Here is a 19,611-nt window from a genome sequence, read left to right as displayed (position 1 = left end):
ATGGATGACGACCGTCTGTAGGGCCGTGATCCGGTTCATGCAGGCTTGCGCCCTTCCGGCCGTGCTGCCGGCCCCGCCGACATAGATGTCGAACCACGGATGGCCGAAAATCCTTCTCAGCATTCCTCGCCCTGGCCGCAGCCAAGATATGGCTGCCATACTTCGTCAACAGGATCTAGCCATTTATGCGAGGTTTAGTGAATGACGCTAGACTTTGCCAGGTTCCTGTAGACCTTCTTATTGGTCTCCCCAACCCAACTCCCATATCCACCCGGCCCCCGCCATGCTAGGAGGCTCCGAACACACCGCCCGCACGCATCGAGACCGATCATGCCCCTTGCCCTCTATGCCGACCTGATCTCCGACCTTCGCCCGCTCATTGCCGACCTCGGCGTACATCCGGAGCGCTTCCAGACCTGGGACGCCCGTCTGGAGCTCGTGGCAGCAGGCGGACTGGTGGTCTTGAAGACGAAGCGGGCGAAGGGTGTCGTCGACAGCCTGTTTTGGGGTCGCGCACCGAAGGCGACAGAAAACAAGCAGTTGCCGGAGGCGACGGCCTTTGCCGCGATCGACCGCTTCCTCGCGCTAGGCGCCCATCTGGCGCTCGCCGATGCGCTGCCCGACGGCGTCGTGCTGGACGAGGCCTTCCCGCATTGCGCGGTGAAACTCTCCTATCGCAAGAAGGGCGCGCCGAAGTCTCTGTCGCTGTCGATGATCTTCATCGGCTTCAACGACGAGACCGACGCCATGGCCTATGCGGACCGCGCCGGCGGCAGCCTGCCGCTCACCACCACGCGGCCGCTCAAGGGCGAGAAACTGCACGAGTGGCGCTGAGCACTTCCTCTTCGTTCCTCCGACTCCGATCTTGCATGGAGCGTATATTATAACAATATACATCTATGATTGATTGGGAACGGATCGTCGGGTTCGAGTGGGACGAGGGAAACGCCCGCAAGAATGCCTACGAGCACGACGTCAGCCAGAACGAAGCGGAGCAGGTGTTTTTCAACGAACCTCTGCTGATGGTCCCCGATCCCAGACACAGTCTGGGCGAGCAGCGAATTCACGCGCTCGGTCGCACCGATGACGGAAGGTTGCTCCATATTACCTTCACGCTGCGGGCAGAAGAACCGAGAATTCGGATGATTTCCGCCCGGGATATGAGCCGAAAGGAGCGGAGCTATTATGAGCAGGAAGCCTGAGCCCGTGCCGCACTTCAGTACCGAAGCCGAGGAGCGGACGTATTGGGAACACCACGACTCCGCCGATCAAGTCGACTGGAGCAAGGCGGCGAAGGTGCGCCTGCCGAACCTGAAACCGTCATCCACGTCGATCTCGCTGCGTCTTCCCAATTCTCTGCTGGAACAGATCAAGATCGCCGCCGGCAAGCGTGACGTGCCGTACCAGTCTCTGATCAAGATCTGGCTTGCCGAGAAGATCGATACGTCAGCGAAGCGATGATCTTCCCGGATCTGTGCCGCCGGCGACCCGTTTATCGTTTGCTGCAAGGCCAAGGCGGGACGGCAGACGGCTTGATGCCTCAAAAGGTCCGGGCTTCATCCGACCGGCCATTCCGTTTCTCCGCAGGCGACACGACCTGCACCCGGTCTCACCGCTCACGCCGTGCCGTCGACGACGATCATCGGACGGCCTTCGCTGTTGCGACCTCAGATTGACCCCGTTCAGGCCTCGCAAACGTAGGCGACCGTGCGAATTCGACGCTCCCGCAAATTGACCAACTGATTTCGCGCCATCGTCGCGAAGTCATTTCCGAGAAAGCTCTGGAAAGTTACGGCCGGCGCCGAGCCTGCAAGGCGCGCAGCCAGTTCCTCGAACCAACGCTCGCTGGCTTCAGTCGAGTCCTCGATCCTCTCGATTCTGAAACCCGCATTGGACAGGTGCGATGTCATAGCGTCGGTCGTCGCCAGATGGCTGATGGAGCGCTCTCGCGCCCAGGGTACCGGATATATCACCTCGCCGCCTTCACCCTGAAGGACATCATAGGCGACGAAGCGGCTGCCGGGCTTCAATACGCGCCTTGCTTCCGCATACATCGCGTCCTTTGCAGCGATATTCATGGCCACGTGCATGGTGATTGCGGCGTCGAATAGATTATCGTCGAACGGAAGGCTGGTCGCATCACCCTGCCGGAAATCGACCAGGTCCGAGAGACCGACCCAGCTGCTAAGTGTCGTCGCGGCATCGCAGAACGCCTGGGTGAGGTCTATGCCCGTCACATGACAACCGAAGGTCTCGGCAAGCGTTCGCGCCGGGCCCCCGAGCCCACTGCCGATATCGAGCACACGAGAGGAGGCGTCGAGTTTCATCAATCCGGCCAGTTCGAGCGTCACCTTGCGACCACCGATGTGAAACTCGTCGACAGTCCCGAGATCAGCCGTTGTGAGCTTGCCCATGTCCTTGCCGGCCCTGCGAAGGTGCTCAGCGATGACCGCGGCCAAGTCGCCGCCGCCGCTATAGTGACGTTCCACAGCATCAGTCATGACTGCCTCTCTCCTCCCTCGCCCGGCGAACATCTCGCGGCCAGAGCCATGTCCCCTTGAGTCAAGTACCCTGGCGCCTTCAAGTCGGTCTGCCAACCTGTCGCCTCGATACGTGAATTCGAGGGATCTGCACTAAAGACAGCAAGACTTGCGATGCCAGTAGAAGTGCCCGGTTTTGTCTATCGGTGCGCCACACCGGCGGTGAGGAAAACACTTTCTGTGCCGTCACCGTTTGAGGCCGTCTTGTGCAGGATCCAGGAGATCATGGTCCCCAGCTGCGATATTGGTCAGCTTAGCACCAGTCGCCTCCCTCGCGAAGAGGACGCCTCCAGAACGCCGCGGCCGCGGTCGCAGAACGGTAGGTCTACCTCGGTCCGCTCTTAGGAGCGATCAGCCGCTTCAGCGACGTATTCCATGAGACGGTCCGACCAAGCCCGGTGACGTCCCTGGCGGCGGAAAAGGCACGCGTCGATCGGACCCGATCGACACGCCCGCCGTTCACCGGGATAAGCGGCCATAACGCCGTACACAACCTCAGGAGCGTTCCGGCGGATTGGAGGCGGGTGTGAACCGGGCGACGAGCGCGTGGCTCTCTCCGGGATAGGTGAAGCGGACCCAGGTGACAGGTCCCAGCCCGCTCCATGTCCGTCGCTCGATCACCAGGCAGGCCGCACCCTTCGCTATCCGCAGCATGCGGGCGGTTTCGACCTCCGCGGAGACCGCACTGATCCGGTGTTCCGCCGTCGTCCAGGGTAGCTCGCGCAACAGCCAACGTCCGGGCGGCATTCCGGCAAAATCCGAGCCCGAGGCTTCTGGCACGACGGCGAGGTTGATGAGGCGCTCCTCGATACAGAAGGGGCGCGCTCCAGCGAAGTGAACGCAGAGAACCTCCGCCACCGAGGCGCCCTCCGAGGCCTCGAGCAGGCGGCGATCATCGGCGGTCGCGAGGCGCTCGGTTTTGCGAACGAGGGTGAAGGCATAGGCGAGGCCGAGCGATTTCACCTCAGCCTCGATGTCGTGGATTTCCAGCACCGCCGACTGCACCTGCGGCTGGCGGACGAAACTGCCGGCCTTCCTGTGCCGCTCGACGAGACCAGCCTTGGCAAGCTCAGTCATCACCTTGTTGACCGTCATACGGGAGCAATCATATTCGGTCGCGAGGTCGACCTCGAAGGGAATATGATGCCCCGGCGGCCATTCGCCGCTGAGAATCCGGCTCTCGATGTCGCGCAGGATGCGCTGGTGCAAGGTCCCTTCCTTGCCTGAACCGGTCTTCGTCGTCACTGTTCGCCCGTCCCCGCTTGCATGGTCGCCCTCATTTAGCGCAGCCATCGGCCGGACTGAAACGGAATCTCGACCGAGCGTCACCGCTTCAGGCCGAGACGAGCTCCGTCATCACACGCCGGAATCGCGCGTCGATCTCCTCGCGGCGGAAATGCCGCCCGCCGTCGACGAGTTTCCGGCCCCCCGCCCAGACCGAACCGACGCGGATACCGGCCGCGAAGATGAAGTGATCGAGGATCTGGTCTGCATCGACGTAAGGGGCGGCGGAACGATCGAGCGTCATCATGTCCGCCGGCGCTCCGGCAGCCAGGCCCGAGCGGACCCCAAGCGCCTGTGCACCGCCTGCAATCGCCGCGTCGAAGAGGCGCCGCCCGGTCGACCCGCCGGGGATGGCGACGACATTGCGGGCGCGTCTTGCCAGACGCTGTGCATATTCGAGCTGCCGCAACTCGTCGCGAATGCCGATCAGAACGTTGGAATCGGAGCCGACGCCGAATGCGCCGGCATTCGCCAAATATGTTTCCGCCTCGAAGAAGCCGTCGCCGAGATTGGCCTCGGTGACCGGACAGAGGCCTGCGACGGCGCCGGAGCGGGCGAGCTCTCGCGCCTCTTCCGCCGTCATGTGGGTTGCGTGGATCAGGCACCAGCGCCCGTCCACGCCGGCATTCTCCAGCAGCCATTCGACGGGGCGCCTTCGGAGCGCGGCGACGCAATCCTCCACTTCGTTCACCTGCTCCGCCGCATGGATATGGATCGGCCCTTCGGAAGCGAGCGTCGTCAGGGCGGCAAGCTCGTCGGGCGTGACGGCACGCAGGCTGTGCGGTGCAATGCCGGTGATCGCGCCCGGCAGCGGGGCTGCCGCGCCTCTCGCACCGTCGAGGAGACGTCCGAAGGAATCGAGATCGCAGATGAAGCGCCGTTGACCGTCGGTCGGGGCAAGCCCGCCGAAATTCGAATGGGCATAGAAGACGGGCAAAAGGGTGAGACCGATCCCGGTCTCCTCCGCCGCGGCGACGATGCGGGCCGCCATCTCGGCGATGTCGGCAAAGGGCCTGCCGTCCCTGTCGTGGTGGAGATAGTGGAACTCGCCGACGCGCGAAAACCCCGCCTCCAGTATCTCGACATAGAGCTGCGCCGCGATCGCCTGCATCTGGTCCGGATTCATCGTAAGGGCGAACTTGTACATCACCGTTCGCCAGCTCCAAAAATTGTCTTCCGCCGGCCCGCGTGTCTCGGCAAGTCCGGCCATGCCGCGCTGGAAGGCATGGCTGTGAAGATTGGCCATCGCCGGAAGAAGGACGTCATGACGTTCGTCGTCATGGCCGGCTTCGGTGCCCGGCTCGACCGTATCGATCTCGCGCCCCCTGAAGCCGATCCGGACATCACTCGTCCAGCCGTCCGGCAGGAGCGCCAGCTTCGCATGTATCGAGGCCATCGGCCCATCCTCCCTCGTCGATCGCTTTTCGTCTTGCATCATTCTCGATTAAGTATATACATATTCTGGAAACGGGCGTTACGCAACACCGTCGAGGAGGAGGAACGACATGGCATTGCCGGTTCGCGTCTGGACCAATGCGCGGCTTGCGACGCTCGATCCGAGACGTTCCGCCCTCGGCATCGTCGAAGATGCCGCCCTCGTCGTCCGCGACGGACGCATCGCCTATGCGGGATCGGCCGCCGACCTTCCATCCGCACTCATCGCCTCCTCCGATGTTGTCGATTGCGAACAGCGCTGGATCACGCCCGGCCTCGTCGACTGCCACACCCATCTCGTCCATGCCGGCAACCGCGCGAACGAGTTCCAGATGCGGCTTGCCGGGGCGAGCTACCACGAGATCGCGCGAGCCGGCGGCGGCATCGTCTCGTCGGTCGGCAAGGTTCGTGCGGCAAGCGAGGACGATCTCGTCCGAGAGACCCTGCCGCGCCTCGACGCGCTGATTGCGGAAGGCGTCACGACTGTCGAGATCAAGTCCGGCTACGGTCTTACCGTCGATGACGAGTTGAAGATGCTGCGGGCGGCGCGCAGGCTCGCCAGCCTGCGACCGGTATCGATCACGACCACCTATCTCGGGGCCCACGCGACACCGGCCGAGTACAGGGGCCGCAACCGCGACTTCATCCGCGACGTTGTGATCCCCGGCATGCGGGCTGCACAGGCCGAGGGCCTCGTGGATGCCGTCGACGGCTTCTGCGAAGGGATCGCCTTTTCGTCGGACGAGATCCGCCTCGTCTTCGACGCGGCCAAAACGCTCGGTCTGCCGGTCAAGCTCCACGCCGACCAGCTCTCGAACCTTTCCGGTGCGGCGCTCGCAGCGTCTTGCGCCGCACTCTCGGCCGATCACCTCGAATATACCGACGAGGCCGGCGCGATTGCGATGGCGAAGGCCGGAACCGTCGCCGTTCTCCTTCCCGGCGCCTTCTACTTCCTGCGCGAAACGCAAAAGCCGCCGGTCGGTCTCTTCCGCAAGCACGGCGTGCCGATGGCACTCGCAACCGACAACAATCCGGGCACCTCGCCGCTCACCTCGCTGCTCCTCACCATGAACATGGGCGCGACCCTCTTCGGGCTGACGGTCACGGAATGCCTCGCCGGTGTGACGCGCGAAGCGGCGCGCGCGCTCGGCAGGATCGGAGAGATCGGAACGCTCGAGGTCGGGAAATCGGCCGATTTCTGCCTCTGGGACATCGGGGAGCCGGCCGAACTCGTCTACCGCATGGGCTTCACCCCCCTGCACCGACGCGTCTGGAGGGGCGAGTGATGAGCGACCGCGTTCCGCGGTGTTGTCGCCGCCTTTTCTCATCTGTCCTGTGGATCAGCATGGAGACCCCGAAACAACGCCCGTCACCAGACTCCAGCACTGGAAGCCGCCCATGACCATCACCCTTCATCCCGGTAGCGTCACCCTCTCGCATCTCGCCACGATCTACTGGACCGGCGAGGCTGCTATTCTGGACCACTGCTTCGATCAGGCCATCGAGAGAGCCGCGGCCCGGATTGCCGCGATCGCGGCCGGCAACGAACCGGTCTACGGCGTCAATACCGGCTTCGGCAAACTCGCCTCGATCAAGATCGATGCGGCCGATACGGCGACCCTCCAGCGCAACCTCATCCTCTCGCACTGCTGTGGCGTCGGTGCACCCCTGCCGGAAAACATCGTCCGACTGATCATGGCGCTGAAACTGATCTCGCTCGGGCGCGGCGCATCCGGCGTCCGGCTGGAGCTAATCCGCCTCATCGAGGCCATGCTGGAGCGGCGCGTGACGCCGGTCATCCCGGAAAAGGGTTCGGTCGGCGCCTCCGGCGATCTCGCTCCGCTCGCCCATCTCGCCGCCGTGATGATGGGCGAAGGCGACGCCTTCTTCGAAGGTGTCCGGCTTCCCGGCCGCGTCGCTCTCGAAAAGGCGGCGCTTGCCCCGGTCGTGCTCGCCGCCAAGGAGGGCCTCGCCCTCATCAACGGCACCCAGGCCTCGACGGCGCTCGCGCTCGCCGGACTTTTCCGGGCGCACCGGGCCGCCCAGTCGGCGCTGATCACCGGCGCGCTCTCGACCGATGCCGCGATGGGCTCGTCCGCTCCCTTTGCCGCCGACATCCACACGCTACGCGGCCACAAGGGCCAGATCGACACTGCGGCAGCCCTCCGTGGGCTGCTTGCCGGCTCGATGATCCGTCAGAGCCACATCGACGGCGACGAGCGTGTACAGGACCCCTATTGCATCCGCTGCCAGCCGCAGGTCGACGGCGCCTGCCTCGATCTCCTGCGCATGGCCGGCCGTACACTCGAAATCGAGGCCAATGCGGTCACCGACAATCCGCTGGTGCTTTCCGACGACAGCGTCGTCTCCGGCGGCAATTTCCACGCCGAGCCGGTCGCCTTTGCCGCCGACCAGATCGCCATAGCCGTCTGTGAAATCGGCGCGATCTCGCAGCGCCGCATCGCCCTTCTGGTCGATCCCGCGCTCTCCTACGGATTGCCCGCATTCCTGGCCAGAAAGCCCGGCCTCAATTCCGGGCTGATGATCGCCGAGGTGACGTCCGCCGCGCTGATGAGCGAGAACAAGCAGATGTCGCATCCGGCTTCGGTCGATTCGACGCCCACCTCGGCCAACCAGGAAGACCATGTCTCCATGGCCTGCCACGGCGCCCGGCGCCTGTTGCAGATGACCGAAAACCTCTTCGCCATCGTCGGCATCGAGCTTCTGGCGGCGGCACAGGGCGTGGAGTTCCGCGCACCGCTGACGACCAGCCCGGAACTCCTGAAAGCTATCGCAACGCTGCGGGCCGTGGTCCGGGCACTCGACGAGGACCGCTTTATGGCACCGGACCTCGCCGCCGCGGCGGCACTGGTGGCTGGTGGCACCCTCAACGCCTCCGTTTCCCCCGGCATTCTTCCGGAACTGGAGGCGTGAGATGGCCGCCTTCGAACTCACCCGCGGCAGCTCACCGGTCATTCTCGCCTTTCCCCATACAGGCACCGACGTTCCCGCCGATATCCGGGCACGCCTGAACGACAACGGACGGCTGCTCGCCGATACCGACTGGCACATCCACGAGCTCTACGCCGGCCTCTTGGCCGACGCGACGACGGTGCGGGCGACCTTCCACCGTTACGTGATCGACGCCAACCGTGACCCGGAGGGCGTCAGCCTCTATCCCGGCCAGAACACCACCGGCCTCGTGCCCGAGACCGATTTCGACGGCAAGCCGATCTGGAACACTGGGCAGGAGCCGACCGAGGATGATGTCGCTCGCCGTCTGGCCGAATTTCACACGCCCTACCATGCGGCGCTTGCGGCCGAGATCGAACGGGTGAAGGCGATCCATGGGGTTGCGGTCGTCTACGACTGCCATTCGATCCGTTCGCATATCCCCTTCCTCTTTGAGGGAAGGCTTCCGGATTTCAACATCGGAACCGACATGGGCCGGACCTGCGATCCGCGTTTCGAGGCGGCTGCATTCGAGGTCGCCGCCGCCGCCGCAGGCTACGCCCATGTCGTCAACGGCCGCTTCAAGGGCGGCTGGACGACCCGCCACTACGGACGGCCGGAAACCGGCCTGCACGCGATCCAGATGGAACTCGCGCAGATCACCCATCTCGCCACCGAGACGCCGCCGTATGCCTACGACACCGGGAAGGCGGCGAGGCTGCGCCTCCATCTCAAGACCATTCTGGAGCGGATCGCAGCGATTGCGCTCGACCTGAGACCCTGAGGAGAACGTCATGACCGACCCACGCCACAACGTTCGCGAAGTCCGTGCGCCACGCGGTTCGGAACTCAGCACGAGGAGCTGGATGACCGAGGCGCCGCTCCGGATGCTGATGAACAATCTCGATCCGGAGGTGGCCGAACGGCCGCACGAACTGGTGGTCTACGGCGGCATCGGCCGGGCGGCGCGCACCTGGGACGATTTCGACCGCATCGTCGCGACCTTAAAGACGCTCGAAGAGGACGAGACGCTGCTTGTCCAGTCCGGAAAGCCGGTCGGCGTGTTCCGGACGCACAAGGACGCGCCGCGCGTACTGATCGCCAATTCGAACCTCGTGCCGCACTGGGCGACCTGGGAACACTTCAACGAGCTCGACCGCAAGGGGCTCGCCATGTACGGCCAGATGACGGCGGGCTCGTGGATCTATATCGGCACGCAGGGCATCGTGCAGGGCACCTACGAGACCTTCGCGGAAGCCGGCCGCCAGCACTACGACGGCAATCTCAAGGGCAAGTGGATCCTGACCGGCGGCCTCGGCGGCATGGGCGGCGCACAGCCCCTCGCCGCCGTCATGGCCGGCGCCTGCTGCCTCGCCGTCGAGTGCGACGAGACCCGCGTCGACTTCCGCCTGCGCACCCGCTATCTCGACGCCAAGGCCTATACGCTCGATGACGCACTCGCGATGATCGCGGAATGGACCCATGCCGGCGAGGCGAAGTCGGTCGGCCTCATCGGCAATGCCGCGGAGATATTCGCCGAACTCGTGCGACGCGGCGTCAAGCCGGACATTGTCACCGACCAGACCTCCGCCCACGACCCGCTGCACGGTTATCTGCCGGTCGGCTGGACGGTCGCCGAATGGCGCGCCAAGCAGGAGAGCGACCCGAAGGCGGTGGAAAGGGCGGCGCGCGCCTCCATGCGGGTGCATGTCGAGGCCATGGTCAACTTCTGGAACATGGGCGTGCCGACGCTCGACTACGGCAACAACATTCGCCAAGTGGCACAGGAGGAAGGGCTGGAAAACGCCTTCGCCTTCCCCGGCTTCGTGCCGGCCTATATCCGCCCGCTCTTCTGCCGTGGCATCGGCCCGTTCCGCTGGGCCGCCCTTTCCGGCGATCCGGAGGACATCTACCGGACCGACGCCAAGGTCAAGGAACTGTTGCCCGACAATGCCCACCTGCACAACTGGCTCGACATGGCGCGCGAGCGCATCGCCTTTCAGGGCCTGCCGGCGCGCATCTGCTGGGTCGGGCTCGGCGACCGCCACAAGCTCGGCCTCGCCTTCAACGAGATGGTGAGAACAGGGGAGTTGAAGGCTCCGATCGTGATCGGCCGCGACCATCTCGATTCCGGCTCCGTCGCCTCGCCGAACCGCGAGACCGAGGCGATGAAGGACGGCTCCGATGCTGTGTCCGACTGGCCGTTGCTCAACGCGCTGCTCAACTGCGCCTCGGGCGCGACCTGGGTCTCGCTGCATCACGGCGGCGGCGTCGGCATGGGCTTTTCCCAGCATTCGGGCATGGTGATCTGCTGCGACGGCACCGAGGACGCCGCCCGACGCATCGGCCGCGTGCTGTGGAACGACCCGGCGACCGGCGTCATGCGCCACGCCGATGCCGGCTACGAGATCGCGCTCGACTGCGCCCGGGACAAGGGCCTGCGCCTGCCGGCGATCCTCGGCAACTGAACGTGAGAAGCCGCGGGGACGGTGCTCAGACGGGAAGCGAAACCGCGGACTGCGAAAACACCTCGGGGCCCGGGAAGGCCGGCCTTGCCACCTTGAACATCCGGGGCGCCGTTGGCGTCAGTGCCGGTGCGATCCGCAGGATGAGGGCACGGGCCTTTTCGGCGTAGCGTCGATCGCTGTCGTCTGCCGACGGCAGCGCGACGAGCGGTTCGAGAATGGTCGCGGCGTCATTGAAGCGCTTCTCGGCGACGAGCGCGACGGCCCATTTGTACCGCGCCTCTCGATGACCCGGCGCCTTCCGGCAGATGTCGCGGAAGGTTTCGGCCGCTTCGCCATTGCGCCTGGTTGCGAGCAGCACGTCGCCCAGGCGCACGAGCACCGGCGCGGGATCGGCAAGCCGTGGCACGAGAGCACGATAGCAGGTCTCTGCCGCAGCGAGGTCACCCTTTTCGAACATCAGGTTGGCAAGCCCGAACTCCGCCCCGCGATGAGCCGGTGCCGATTGCAGGATCTGCCGGAAGCCGATCTCGGCATCGGCCTTCTTTCCCTTGAGATAATGATCGAGCGACATCTCGTAGACATGGCGGATGCTGCGCGGATTGAGGACGCCGCCGAGATTGCGGCCGTCGCGGGTGCGAAAGAGCGTGCAACTGATCGGCCGTTCCTCGACGCCGAACATGTACTTGTAGGGTTCGTTGCCGCGCAGGAAGTCGTAGAAGCGGAAGCCTTCGCCGATCGCCCGCCGGATGCAGGTGCCATGGAGCACGAGGCCCGGCGAGGGCAGCTTCCACTCTTCGTCGCGGCCCGTGATGTAGAAGAGGACGGCCTTCTTCTGGCGGTCGATGATGTTTGCGAGTGCACCGAGCGGGCGGTCCTCGTACCAGAGCACCGGCACGTCGAGATTGCCGTCGGCAAAGCAGTCCATCAGCATCTCGCGCGAGGCCTTGATGAGCCGCTTCGTCATGTCGGCGCCCTTCTGGGGCTCCCAGCGGATACGCCAGAAATCGAAGAGGATGTCGAGGTCGCGATCGATCGTCTCGGCCGTCGCCCAGGTGATCCGATAGGCCGGGTCGCTTTCCACCTTGCGCAGGAAGCGCCGCAACTTCTGCCGGGTCTGGGCACTCATGTGCTGTTCGAGATAGCCGTCCCAGGTCTCGGGCAAGGCGATGACGGGGCAGATGCAGTTGTCGATGTTCTGCGGACTTGAGCGTTTGCTGTCGCGGAACATCACTTCTGGTCCCTGCAAGGCCTTGATCAGGGCTATCCTCCGGGAGGGAGGGCCCCCGAAATAGTCGAACTTGATTTCGGTCCAATTTTCGCGCTTCAGGTAGGCGGCGAAGCCGGCGACCGCCTGATCCTCATGAGCGGGGTCCGCGATGAAGCCGGTATAGTCGGCGGCATAATTGCCGGCCATGATGATCTCGTCATAGAAGAACCCGTCCTTGTCCCGAGGCGTCTGCAGACGAAGCGGGAAGAAGGCGACATAGCGGGCGTCCACGTTCTCCCGGAGCGCCAGGATGAACCAGCGGCGGCGATGTCCGAGATAGCGGTTGAGCCAGGTCCAGGACAGGAAATGCTGGGCATGGGGATCGGCCTCGAAAACCTCTTCCCATTGCGGACGAACGGCCTCGAAGGCCTCCGGGGTGTCAATGACATCGATCAGCATGGCACTTCATCCTTCCTGTGACGCGTTACAAGGTTCGGAGGAACAAAGGTTTGAAGGGACTGGAGACGAGGCGGGGCAGAGGCCGGATGCGGCTTCGCGGCAGGAAGTGGGGTTCATCTACAGGTCTCCCTGCAGATGCGCGCTCGCATGGATGAAGGTCCAGAGCGCCTTGCTGATATCGGCAATTTCGGCAATCGAGCGCTCGAGCTGGCGCAGTTCGCGCGCATCCATCTGCTCGACCTTGCCGTAGCGGATTTCGCTGTCGGTCTCGACGAGGCGCATCAGCTGGGTGCTGGAGATATCGCCGCGCTCGTCGAAGGAATAGATGCTGTGATTGTATTTGTTGCGGACCTTCGCCTCTTTCTTCAGCCGTGCCATCAGCGCGAGGATGGCCTCCCGTTCGGCGGGTGGCGTGGCTGCGCGCTTGGCAAGCCGCTCCACGAGGTCGATGCGCGCGCGGGTGGTGTTGAGCGTCAGGAACACGACCACGGCCGTCTCCTTGTCCACTGCAAGCATGTGGGCGATGATGTAGATCAGCAGGCTCTCGGTATTCGTCCAGACATAGTTGAGCCGCCCTACTCTCAACAGGACATCGGTCATACTGCCCATGGTGCCCTCCCCGTCATCGGCATCAGCGCTCCTTGAAGGCCCGTGACATGCTGTCGGTGATCGGCTTCGTGATGTACTCGAAGAAGGTCCTCTCCGAGGTCTGGATCAGCACGTCGGCCGGCATGCCGGGAACGGGATGGAAATCGTGCACACGCGCGATCTCCTCTTCGGAAAGCGCCACGCGCACGATGTAGATGTCGCGTGGCGCCGCGATCGAACCTTCCTCGATCGAGTCCGCCGAGACGTAGAAGACATTCCCGTTCAGCACCGGCGTCGTGCGGCGGTTGAGGGCCGAGAGGCGGATCGCCGCCGTCTGGCCTTCATGCACCTGGTCGATCGAGGTGCGGAGCACCTGTGCCTCGATGATCAGCGGCACCCCGGCTGGCAGGATTTCCATGATCGGCTTGCCGGTGGTGATGACGCCGCCAGCGGTGTGGTAATAGGACCGCACGACCGTGCCCGTTACCGGCGAACGGATGACGGTGCGTTCGAGAACGCCCGCCACCTCGCGCATCTGCTCGCGAACGCTGTCGAGATCGGATTCGGCGGTTTCGAGCGCATCGAGCGCGGCCTGCTTGTTTGAGTTGACGGCAATGATTGCTTCCTGGCGGAAGCGTGCGATCTGCGCCTCGCTTTCGTTCATCTCCCCCTGGAGACGCGAAATATCGCCCATGGCGTCGGCGATCGCCCTCTCGATGGCCAGCAGGTCCATTTTGCGCATGTAGCCGACATTGACGAGACGCGCTTTTGAATCGCGTTCCTCTTCAAGCAGTGTGAGCTGCCTTTCGAAGGCCTGTTTCTGGCCCTCGTAACCGGTGCACCGAAATTCCAGCGACTTGATGTTCTTCTCGATGAGGTTGAGCTGCTCGTCGAGCTTCACCTGCTTGCTGTGGAAGATGACGTTCTGGCTCTGGATGATCGTGTTGACATCAGGGTCGCTCGCCTCTTCCATGACGACCTTCGGGATCCTGAACTGCTTGGCGCCTTGCGCCTCGGCCCTGAGCCGTGCCACCACTGCCTCCAGCCGCAGGCGCTTCAGCTTGATCATGCGTTCGTTGGCGAGGGCCGCGGTCGGATCAAGCGTCAACAGCACATCGCCTTCCTTGACGACATCGCCTTCGTTGACCCGCATCTCCTTGATGATGCCGCCCTCGAGATGCTGGATGATCTTGTTGTTGCCGGTGGCCACGAAACTGCCCTGTGCGATGATCGCGGAGGCAAGCGGCGCCGTTGCCGCCCACAAACCAAAACCACCGAAGGTGCTGAGCAGCACACCAAGCCCAATCACTGTGTGAAGACGGATCGAGCGCGGCACTTCGCTGTACCACTCCACCGGACCGGAACCGTCCCTGACCTTCAGATCGCGTGCCATCACTCACCTGCCCTCGATCGTCTTTTGACCGGTATTGCCACCATTGTTCTTCGACAACGCCTTCAGCACCTCGACACGCTCTCCGAACATGGCGATCGAGCCATCCTTCAGCACCAGTATCTTGTCGACTGCCTGGAGGAGCGACGGGCGCTGCGTGATCGTGACAGTCGTGATCCCCTGCTTCTTCGCATGCAGCAGGGCTCTGGCGAGCGCAGCCTCGCCTTGGGTGTCGAGATTGGAGTTCGGTTCGTCGAGAACCACGAATTTGGGGTTGCCGAAGAAGGCGCGGGCAAGCGCGATGCGTTGCTTCTGCCCCCCTGAAAGCGGCGCACCGTCGGCGGCGACCACCGTTTCGTACCCTTGCGGGAAAGTCGCGATGAGTTCATGCACATCGGCAAGCACTGCCGCCTCGTAGATCTGGCGATCATCGACATCGTCGCGCATGCGGCTGATATTTGCCTTGATCGTGCCGGGAAAGAGCTGCACGTCCTGAGGCAGGTAGCCGATGCTCTCGCCGAACTGCCGCTGATCCCAGTTGCGCAGATCCATGAGGTCGAGCCGCACGTTGCCCGAAGTGGGCAGGATCGAACCGACCAGCATCTTGCCGAGCGTCGTCTTGCCGGAACCGGAATTGCCAATGATGGCAAGCGCCTCACCCTTCTTGAGAGAGAAGGAGATGCCGTTCAGGATCACTTTCTTTTGCGGTGGCGGCACGAAGAGCACGCGCTCGACGTCGAGCCGACCCTCCGGATTAGGCAGGCGCAGCCGCGGGAAATTGAGCGGCGAGTTGACGAGCAACTGCTTGATGCGGCCATAGGCGGCGGCCGATTTGTTGAACTGGTTCCAGCCCTCGATCGCCCCCTCGATCGGCGCGAGCGCGCGCCCGGAAACGATGGACGCCGCAATCACCATACCGCCGGTCAGTTCACCGGAAAGCGACAAATGCGCGCCCCAGCCGAGAAGGCCAATCTGCGTCATCATCCGGCAGGCCTTGGAAAGCCCGGCGAAGACGATGTTCCGGTCCTGGGCAGCGACGTGAGACTTCAGCGACCCCGCAGTCTCGTGACCCCACATCTTTACCGCTTCCGGGATCATCGCGAGCGCATTGATGATCTGAGAATTGCGTGACATCGAGTCGAGGTGGAAATTGGCGCGGCCGAGATAGCCGTTCGCCTCCGCGAAGTGGCGAGCGGTGAATCTCTGGTTCAGGTAGGCGATCACGAAGAGGACCGCGCAGCACGCCATGATGATCATGCCGAGATGCGGGTGGACGAGATAGACCACGACGACGAAGAGCGGCATCAGCGGAGCATCGAGAAAGGCAATCAGTGTGCCCGAGGTGAGGAAGGACCGCAACTGCTGCAGGTCCTGGAGGGTCTGGTAGTCCTTACCGCTGCCGTGTAGCGAGGCACGTGCGGCGGCGCTGAGGATGGGGGAGCCCAGTTGCACCTCGAGTTCGACTGCGGTCCGCATCAGGATGAAGCGGCGGATGGTGTCGAGAAACGCCTGCAGGAGCACCGCGCCGACGACCGCGATCGTGAGCATGATGAGCGTGTCCATGGACCGGCTGGTGAGCACCCGGTCGGAGATCTGGAACAGATAGAGCGGGATGGCGAGCAGGAGCACGTTGATCGCGACCGTAAAAACCATCACGATCGCCATATTGCGGCGGATGACGGCGATGGCGCGTGCGAGGCTCGCTGCGAAATTGATCGGGCCGCTGCGTTTGTGGAAAGCCTGGTGACCGCCGCCTCCCCCGCCGCCTCCGCCGCCGGTATCGGGCACCTTGCCGCCGCCGCCGTGCCCGGTGGTCGGGCGGTGGTCTTCACCGCGGACCGGACCACTGTCGCCTTCGATGGTCTTGCCGAACCGGATGTCGGCTTCGTCGCCGATCTTGTCCTCTACGGTCTTCCCCTCCACCTCGACCGGGCCGGGAGCCGGCATGCGGTCTTCGATAACCTCATCATCGCGCTGCGGCTCGGCCTCTTGCTCTTCTCCAGGCGGCGCCACCGCCGGCAGGCGGTCCGCCGTCGCAGACGCCTCCGTGCGCGTGGAGCCAGCAGTTTGAGGAGCGGCGGGGCGACCGGCGACGCCTGACGCCAGTTCACCCCGCCCTGAGAGGGCAGCCGGTTGCCGAGCCGGGACGGCCGCATCGTCTGCCAGCGTTCTCAGCGTCTCGACTGCCTCCTCGATCGCCGAGATGCAGGCATCGGTGAGTGCATTTTCCTCATGAGCAGCGACGAGGTCGCGAGAAGTGCCGGGAGCGATCAGCCGGCTCCCGGCGAGGGTGTTCTTCGAGATGTGATTCATATGCTCCCCCTGCCCCTTTCGTTCACGCGACTGCCGTCTGCATCACGTCGACGGGGCTTGCGTGCGACCAGGATAGATCGTGTCCCGCATTGATCACGCCATCCGCCGCGCCGCCGTTCTCGCCGGTGTCGTCATCGAGGAAGGCGATCACCTCGTTCGCAAGTGCGTTCTGGACTGGCTGCGGCTGGGTATCATCGTCCTCGATGATCCCGCCCTGGATGAGGACGGCGTCGGAATAGAGATTGCCGCCGAGATAGGTCGTGTCGCCGAAGCTGTCGTAGTCGACGATCTCGGCGACATTGATGACCGCGTTGCCCCCGGTGTTGATCGTCACCGTTGGATCCTCGGCGTCATCGAGCACCTGCTGGGCGACGGCATCGACGTGGTCTGCGTCGCCGACCACGTTGACCTGCTTGATGAAGGTCACGTCGAAGAGATTGCCGGTGATGTAGAGGACGTTGAGACCTTCATAACCCTCGAAATTGGCGTCATGGGCGAGGTCCTCGGGCATGCCGGGGTCGCGGTCCTCGATCGCCTTGATCGTCTCCGGGATATAGTCCGGCATGGTCTCGAAGCGATCGTTGGAGCCGACATTGTGGATGGTCGCCTCGTTCCAGAGCAGATTGTCGCCCGCTCGAACGTCCGCACCGCCACTGCCGCTGCCCACCACCCAATCATTGTCGTAGAGCACGGAAAGCTGGCTGATGATGTTCATATCGAGGACATCGCCGCCGACGATCACCAGGTCATATTGCATGCCGATTCCGAGGAGACCTGCAAAATTGATTGCGGAGTTTCCACCGGTCAGGATGGTCGTTTCACAACCCGTTGTCGTCACGGTCATCTGGTCGTTGTCGGTGACGAAATTGTATTGCTCGATCCACTGCACGAAGCAGACATCGCCTTCGACGACGCTCACGCGCCACTGGGTCGGAAACACGGGATCGCCCGCACTGTCGTCGCTCGCCGCATCCGGGGCAGGATCAACCAGGCTGGAGCGCCCGAAGGTCGCGATGTTGAAGGCGAGCGTGCCGGCATCCTCTGCCGCGCTTTTGCCGAGCAGGCCTTCAGGGCCGTTGTCCCGGTCGCTGTAGACATAGGCCTGCGTGATCATGTCGACCTGGTGATAGTCGCCCATGACGGCGCTCACCGGCGCAATGACCCCGGTCGTCGTGACCCCGGCAATGTTGGCGACCATGTTGGCGCCGGCACCAATTTCGAGGCTGTCTTCGGGGCCGCCGGTTTGCGTCGCGCTGTCGCCTTCCGAAACCGGTTCTTTCGACGGCGCGGCGATGCCGCGGTCCGGCAGGAAATCGTCGAGAACGGGCGTCTCTTCGACGACCGCGCCGTTGACGACGGTGCCCTCGATTGCATCCCCTGCGGACACGAAGTCGACGGCATTGCCGATACCGAGCGAAGTGGTTCCGCTTTCGACGAGATCCTCCTTCAGCGCGTGCGCGTCGGCAGCGATCGCCTGCAGACCGTCGTAGGTGTCGGTCCGCTCATAGCCGGAAAACGGGGTATAGGGCTCCGCCTCGTTCGCGTAGGCGGTGACGCGCTCGACCACGAAGCGCATGTCGAGCGGCGGCGTCCCCGTTCCCGTCATGTCGAAATAGTCGTCGTCCTGCAGAAGGTTGACCTGGGTGAGATGCGAGATTGCCGAGCCCGGGCCGATGAAGATCGGCAGGACTTGCGGCGCCTCCGGTGCCGGTACGTCCCACGGCAGATGGTGCGCGGGCATGTCGCCTGCGTCTGCACCGGGGAGCCTGTTGATGGCAAATTGCAGATCAGTGCCGAAGGGAACATGCCGCCCGCCGCCGGCAAGATCCTCGTCAGAAAGCCCATGGCGAACGCCGGGGTCGTAATCCTTTAGCAGGAGTGTGGACGCGAAATCCGGGTCAAGCGCGGCAAGGTCCGGTGCATCGGTGCGCGCGCCCTGCGCAGCCTGGCCTTCGGTGTAGGCGATGCGCATGCGTGCATCCTCAACGGCTGCGTCGAAGTAGCCGATGAAATGCGCGATGATGTCGGAAATCCTCTCGGTGTGCATTGCCGTCTCCCGTTAATCGTCCGCCCGGAGGAACGCCGACCTTCCGGCCTATTCCTCACGTTTCGGCGTCTAACCGCCGAACTGCACCGGCCGCGGCCGGTGCAGTTGTTCTTGGGTTGGGGGACTTGGAGATCAGGCGCCAGTATCCTCGCCGACGTCGCTGACATGCGAGTCGCCGCCGATGACGCTGCTGTCGATCGTGTTGCCGAGCAGGTTCGCGCCCTGGACGAACTCGAAGTGGAAGCCCGAATTGGCGAGGATCGCCGAGGCATCCGCCGTGCTGTTGCCGGCGACGTCGTCACCTGCCTTGAGATCCCAGCACTTTCCGTCGAGTTCCATGCCCTCTGCGCTGTCGGCGGTGCCGCCATCCGCGGAGAGGTGGTTCTGGGCACCACCATTGTCCATCCGAACGTTCCAGGCCTGGTCCTGGTCGGCCAGGTGGTTCGCCTGGACCGCGCTGAAGCCGGAGTCGTTGCCCTGGCCGTTCAGCGAGCCGTTGAGGATGTTGTCGACGTCCAGTGTGAACGAGAAGTCGTCACCGAGGTTGAAGGTCAGGTCGCCGCCGGCGATGCCGAGATTGCCGTTGTCCTTGACGTCGTCCAGGACGGCAAAGTCGGTGTCGGTGCTGTTGTAGCTGTCGGTGGCGGTTTCCGTCACGGTCTTGATATCGGTGTCGGTGACCGTCTTGATGTCAGTGTCCGTTTCGGTGTTGGAGTAGGACTTGCTGTCGTAGCTCCAGTCATAGTCCGTCTTGATGTCGGTATCCGTCACCGTCTTGGTGTCGTTGTCCGAGATCGTCTTGATGTCGGTGTCGGTCTCGGTGTTCGAATACGACTTGCTGTCGTAGCTCCAGTCATAGTCGTTGTCGCGATTGTCGCCATTGTTTGTGTAGTGGCCCCCTAAATCCCCGGACACGATCTCCCACTTGT

Annotated in this window: 16 protein-coding genes; 7 read left to right on the top strand and 9 right to left on the bottom strand. The window is 63.7% G+C overall.

The annotated features are described in order from the left end of the window. Nucleotides 1–330 precede the first annotated feature (330 nt). The 3 genes from ACM6UT_RS22390 to ACM6UT_RS22380 all read left to right on the top strand — a co-directional run bounded on the left by ACM6UT_RS22390 (nucleotide 331) and on the right by ACM6UT_RS22380 (nucleotide 1,461). Nucleotides 331–834, top strand: a complete 504-nt coding sequence (locus ACM6UT_RS22390) for a hypothetical protein (RefSeq protein ID WP_416799519.1) — start codon at nucleotides 331–333, stop codon at nucleotides 832–834. Nucleotides 835–899: 65 nt separating this feature from the next. Further along, nucleotides 900–1,202: a BrnT family toxin gene (locus tag ACM6UT_RS22385; protein WP_416799518.1), complete on the top strand. Its 303-nt coding sequence runs from the start codon at nucleotides 900–902 to the stop codon at nucleotides 1,200–1,202. After that, nucleotides 1,186–1,461: a BrnA antitoxin family protein gene (locus ACM6UT_RS22380; RefSeq protein WP_416799517.1), complete on the top strand. Its 276-nt coding sequence runs from the start codon at nucleotides 1,186–1,188 to the stop codon at nucleotides 1,459–1,461. Before ACM6UT_RS22385 ends, ACM6UT_RS22380 begins: the two co-directional genes overlap by 17 nt. Before the next feature lie 221 nt (nucleotides 1,462–1,682). On the opposite strand, the gene ACM6UT_RS22375 is transcribed toward ACM6UT_RS22380, so the two are convergent. The 3 genes from ACM6UT_RS22375 to ACM6UT_RS22365 form a co-directional block, all read right to left on the bottom strand. Next, nucleotides 1,683–2,501: a class I SAM-dependent methyltransferase gene (locus ACM6UT_RS22375; protein WP_416799516.1), complete on the bottom strand. Its 819-nt coding sequence runs from the start codon at nucleotides 2,499–2,501 to the stop codon at nucleotides 1,683–1,685. A gap of 534 nt (nucleotides 2,502–3,035) precedes the next feature. After that, the gene (gene hutC, locus ACM6UT_RS22370; RefSeq protein ID WP_416799515.1) at nucleotides 3,036–3,833 is read right to left on the bottom strand and encodes a histidine utilization repressor; all 798 of its coding nucleotides are present in this window, start codon (nucleotides 3,831–3,833) and stop codon (nucleotides 3,036–3,038) included. A 40-nt stretch (nucleotides 3,834–3,873) separates the two neighbouring features. Continuing rightward, on the bottom strand, nucleotides 3,874–5,220 hold the full coding sequence (locus ACM6UT_RS22365) for a formimidoylglutamate deiminase (protein WP_416799514.1): 1,347 nt from the start codon (nucleotides 5,218–5,220) through the stop codon (nucleotides 3,874–3,876). A 109-nt stretch (nucleotides 5,221–5,329) separates the two neighbouring features. On the opposite strand from ACM6UT_RS22365, the gene hutI reads away from it, so the two are divergent. The 4 genes from hutI (at nucleotide 5,330) to hutU (ending at nucleotide 10,678) form a co-directional block, all read left to right on the top strand. Next, a complete protein-coding gene (hutI, locus tag ACM6UT_RS22360) occupies nucleotides 5,330–6,544 on the top strand; it encodes an imidazolonepropionase (RefSeq protein WP_416799513.1) in 1,215 nt (404 codons plus the stop codon). 112 nt (nucleotides 6,545–6,656) lie between these two features. Next, nucleotides 6,657–8,192, top strand: a complete 1,536-nt coding sequence (gene hutH / locus ACM6UT_RS22355; protein ID WP_416799512.1) for a histidine ammonia-lyase — start codon at nucleotides 6,657–6,659, stop codon at nucleotides 8,190–8,192. 1 nt (nucleotide 8,193) lies between these two features. After that, a complete protein-coding gene (gene hutG, locus ACM6UT_RS22350) occupies nucleotides 8,194–8,994 on the top strand; it encodes an N-formylglutamate deformylase (protein ID WP_416799511.1) in 801 nt (266 codons plus the stop codon). A gap of 10 nt (nucleotides 8,995–9,004) precedes the next feature. After that, the gene (gene hutU / locus ACM6UT_RS22345) at nucleotides 9,005–10,678 is read left to right on the top strand and encodes a urocanate hydratase (RefSeq protein WP_416799510.1); all 1,674 of its coding nucleotides are present in this window, start codon (nucleotides 9,005–9,007) and stop codon (nucleotides 10,676–10,678) included. Nucleotides 10,679–10,703: 25 nt separating this feature from the next. Here the strand turns inward: hutU and ACM6UT_RS22340 are convergent, their stop codons facing one another. The 6 genes from ACM6UT_RS22340 to ACM6UT_RS22315 form a co-directional block, all read right to left on the bottom strand. After that, on the bottom strand, nucleotides 10,704–12,344 hold the full coding sequence (locus ACM6UT_RS22340) for a GNAT family N-acetyltransferase (RefSeq protein WP_416799509.1): 1,641 nt from the start codon (nucleotides 12,342–12,344) through the stop codon (nucleotides 10,704–10,706). A 117-nt stretch (nucleotides 12,345–12,461) separates the two neighbouring features. Further along, complete coding sequence (locus ACM6UT_RS22335) at nucleotides 12,462–12,953, bottom strand: hypothetical protein (protein WP_416799508.1); 492 nt, start codon at nucleotides 12,951–12,953, stop codon at nucleotides 12,462–12,464. A gap of 22 nt (nucleotides 12,954–12,975) precedes the next feature. Then, nucleotides 12,976–14,325, bottom strand: coding sequence for an HlyD family type I secretion periplasmic adaptor subunit (locus ACM6UT_RS22330; RefSeq protein ID WP_416799507.1), 1,350 nt, complete (start codon nucleotides 14,323–14,325; stop codon nucleotides 12,976–12,978). A gap of 3 nt (nucleotides 14,326–14,328) precedes the next feature. Beyond that, nucleotides 14,329–16,635, bottom strand: coding sequence for a type I secretion system permease/ATPase (locus ACM6UT_RS22325; RefSeq protein WP_416799506.1), 2,307 nt, complete (start codon nucleotides 16,633–16,635; stop codon nucleotides 14,329–14,331). A gap of 22 nt (nucleotides 16,636–16,657) precedes the next feature. Then, nucleotides 16,658–18,682, bottom strand: a complete 2,025-nt coding sequence (locus ACM6UT_RS22320; RefSeq protein ID WP_416799505.1) for a hypothetical protein — start codon at nucleotides 18,680–18,682, stop codon at nucleotides 16,658–16,660. Between the two features lie 132 nt (nucleotides 18,683–18,814). Further along, the coding region (locus tag ACM6UT_RS22315) for a fibrinogen-binding protein (protein ID WP_416799504.1) at nucleotides 18,815–19,611 on the bottom strand (797 nt) is incomplete at its 5' end.

The sequence above is a fragment of the Ciceribacter azotifigens genome (assembly GCF_048159625.1).
Taxonomy (GTDB): Bacteria; Pseudomonadota; Alphaproteobacteria; order Rhizobiales; family Rhizobiaceae; genus Allorhizobium; species Allorhizobium azotifigens.
Note: the sequence above shows the minus strand (reverse complement) of the source record. Positions and strands in the feature narration are given on the sequence as shown.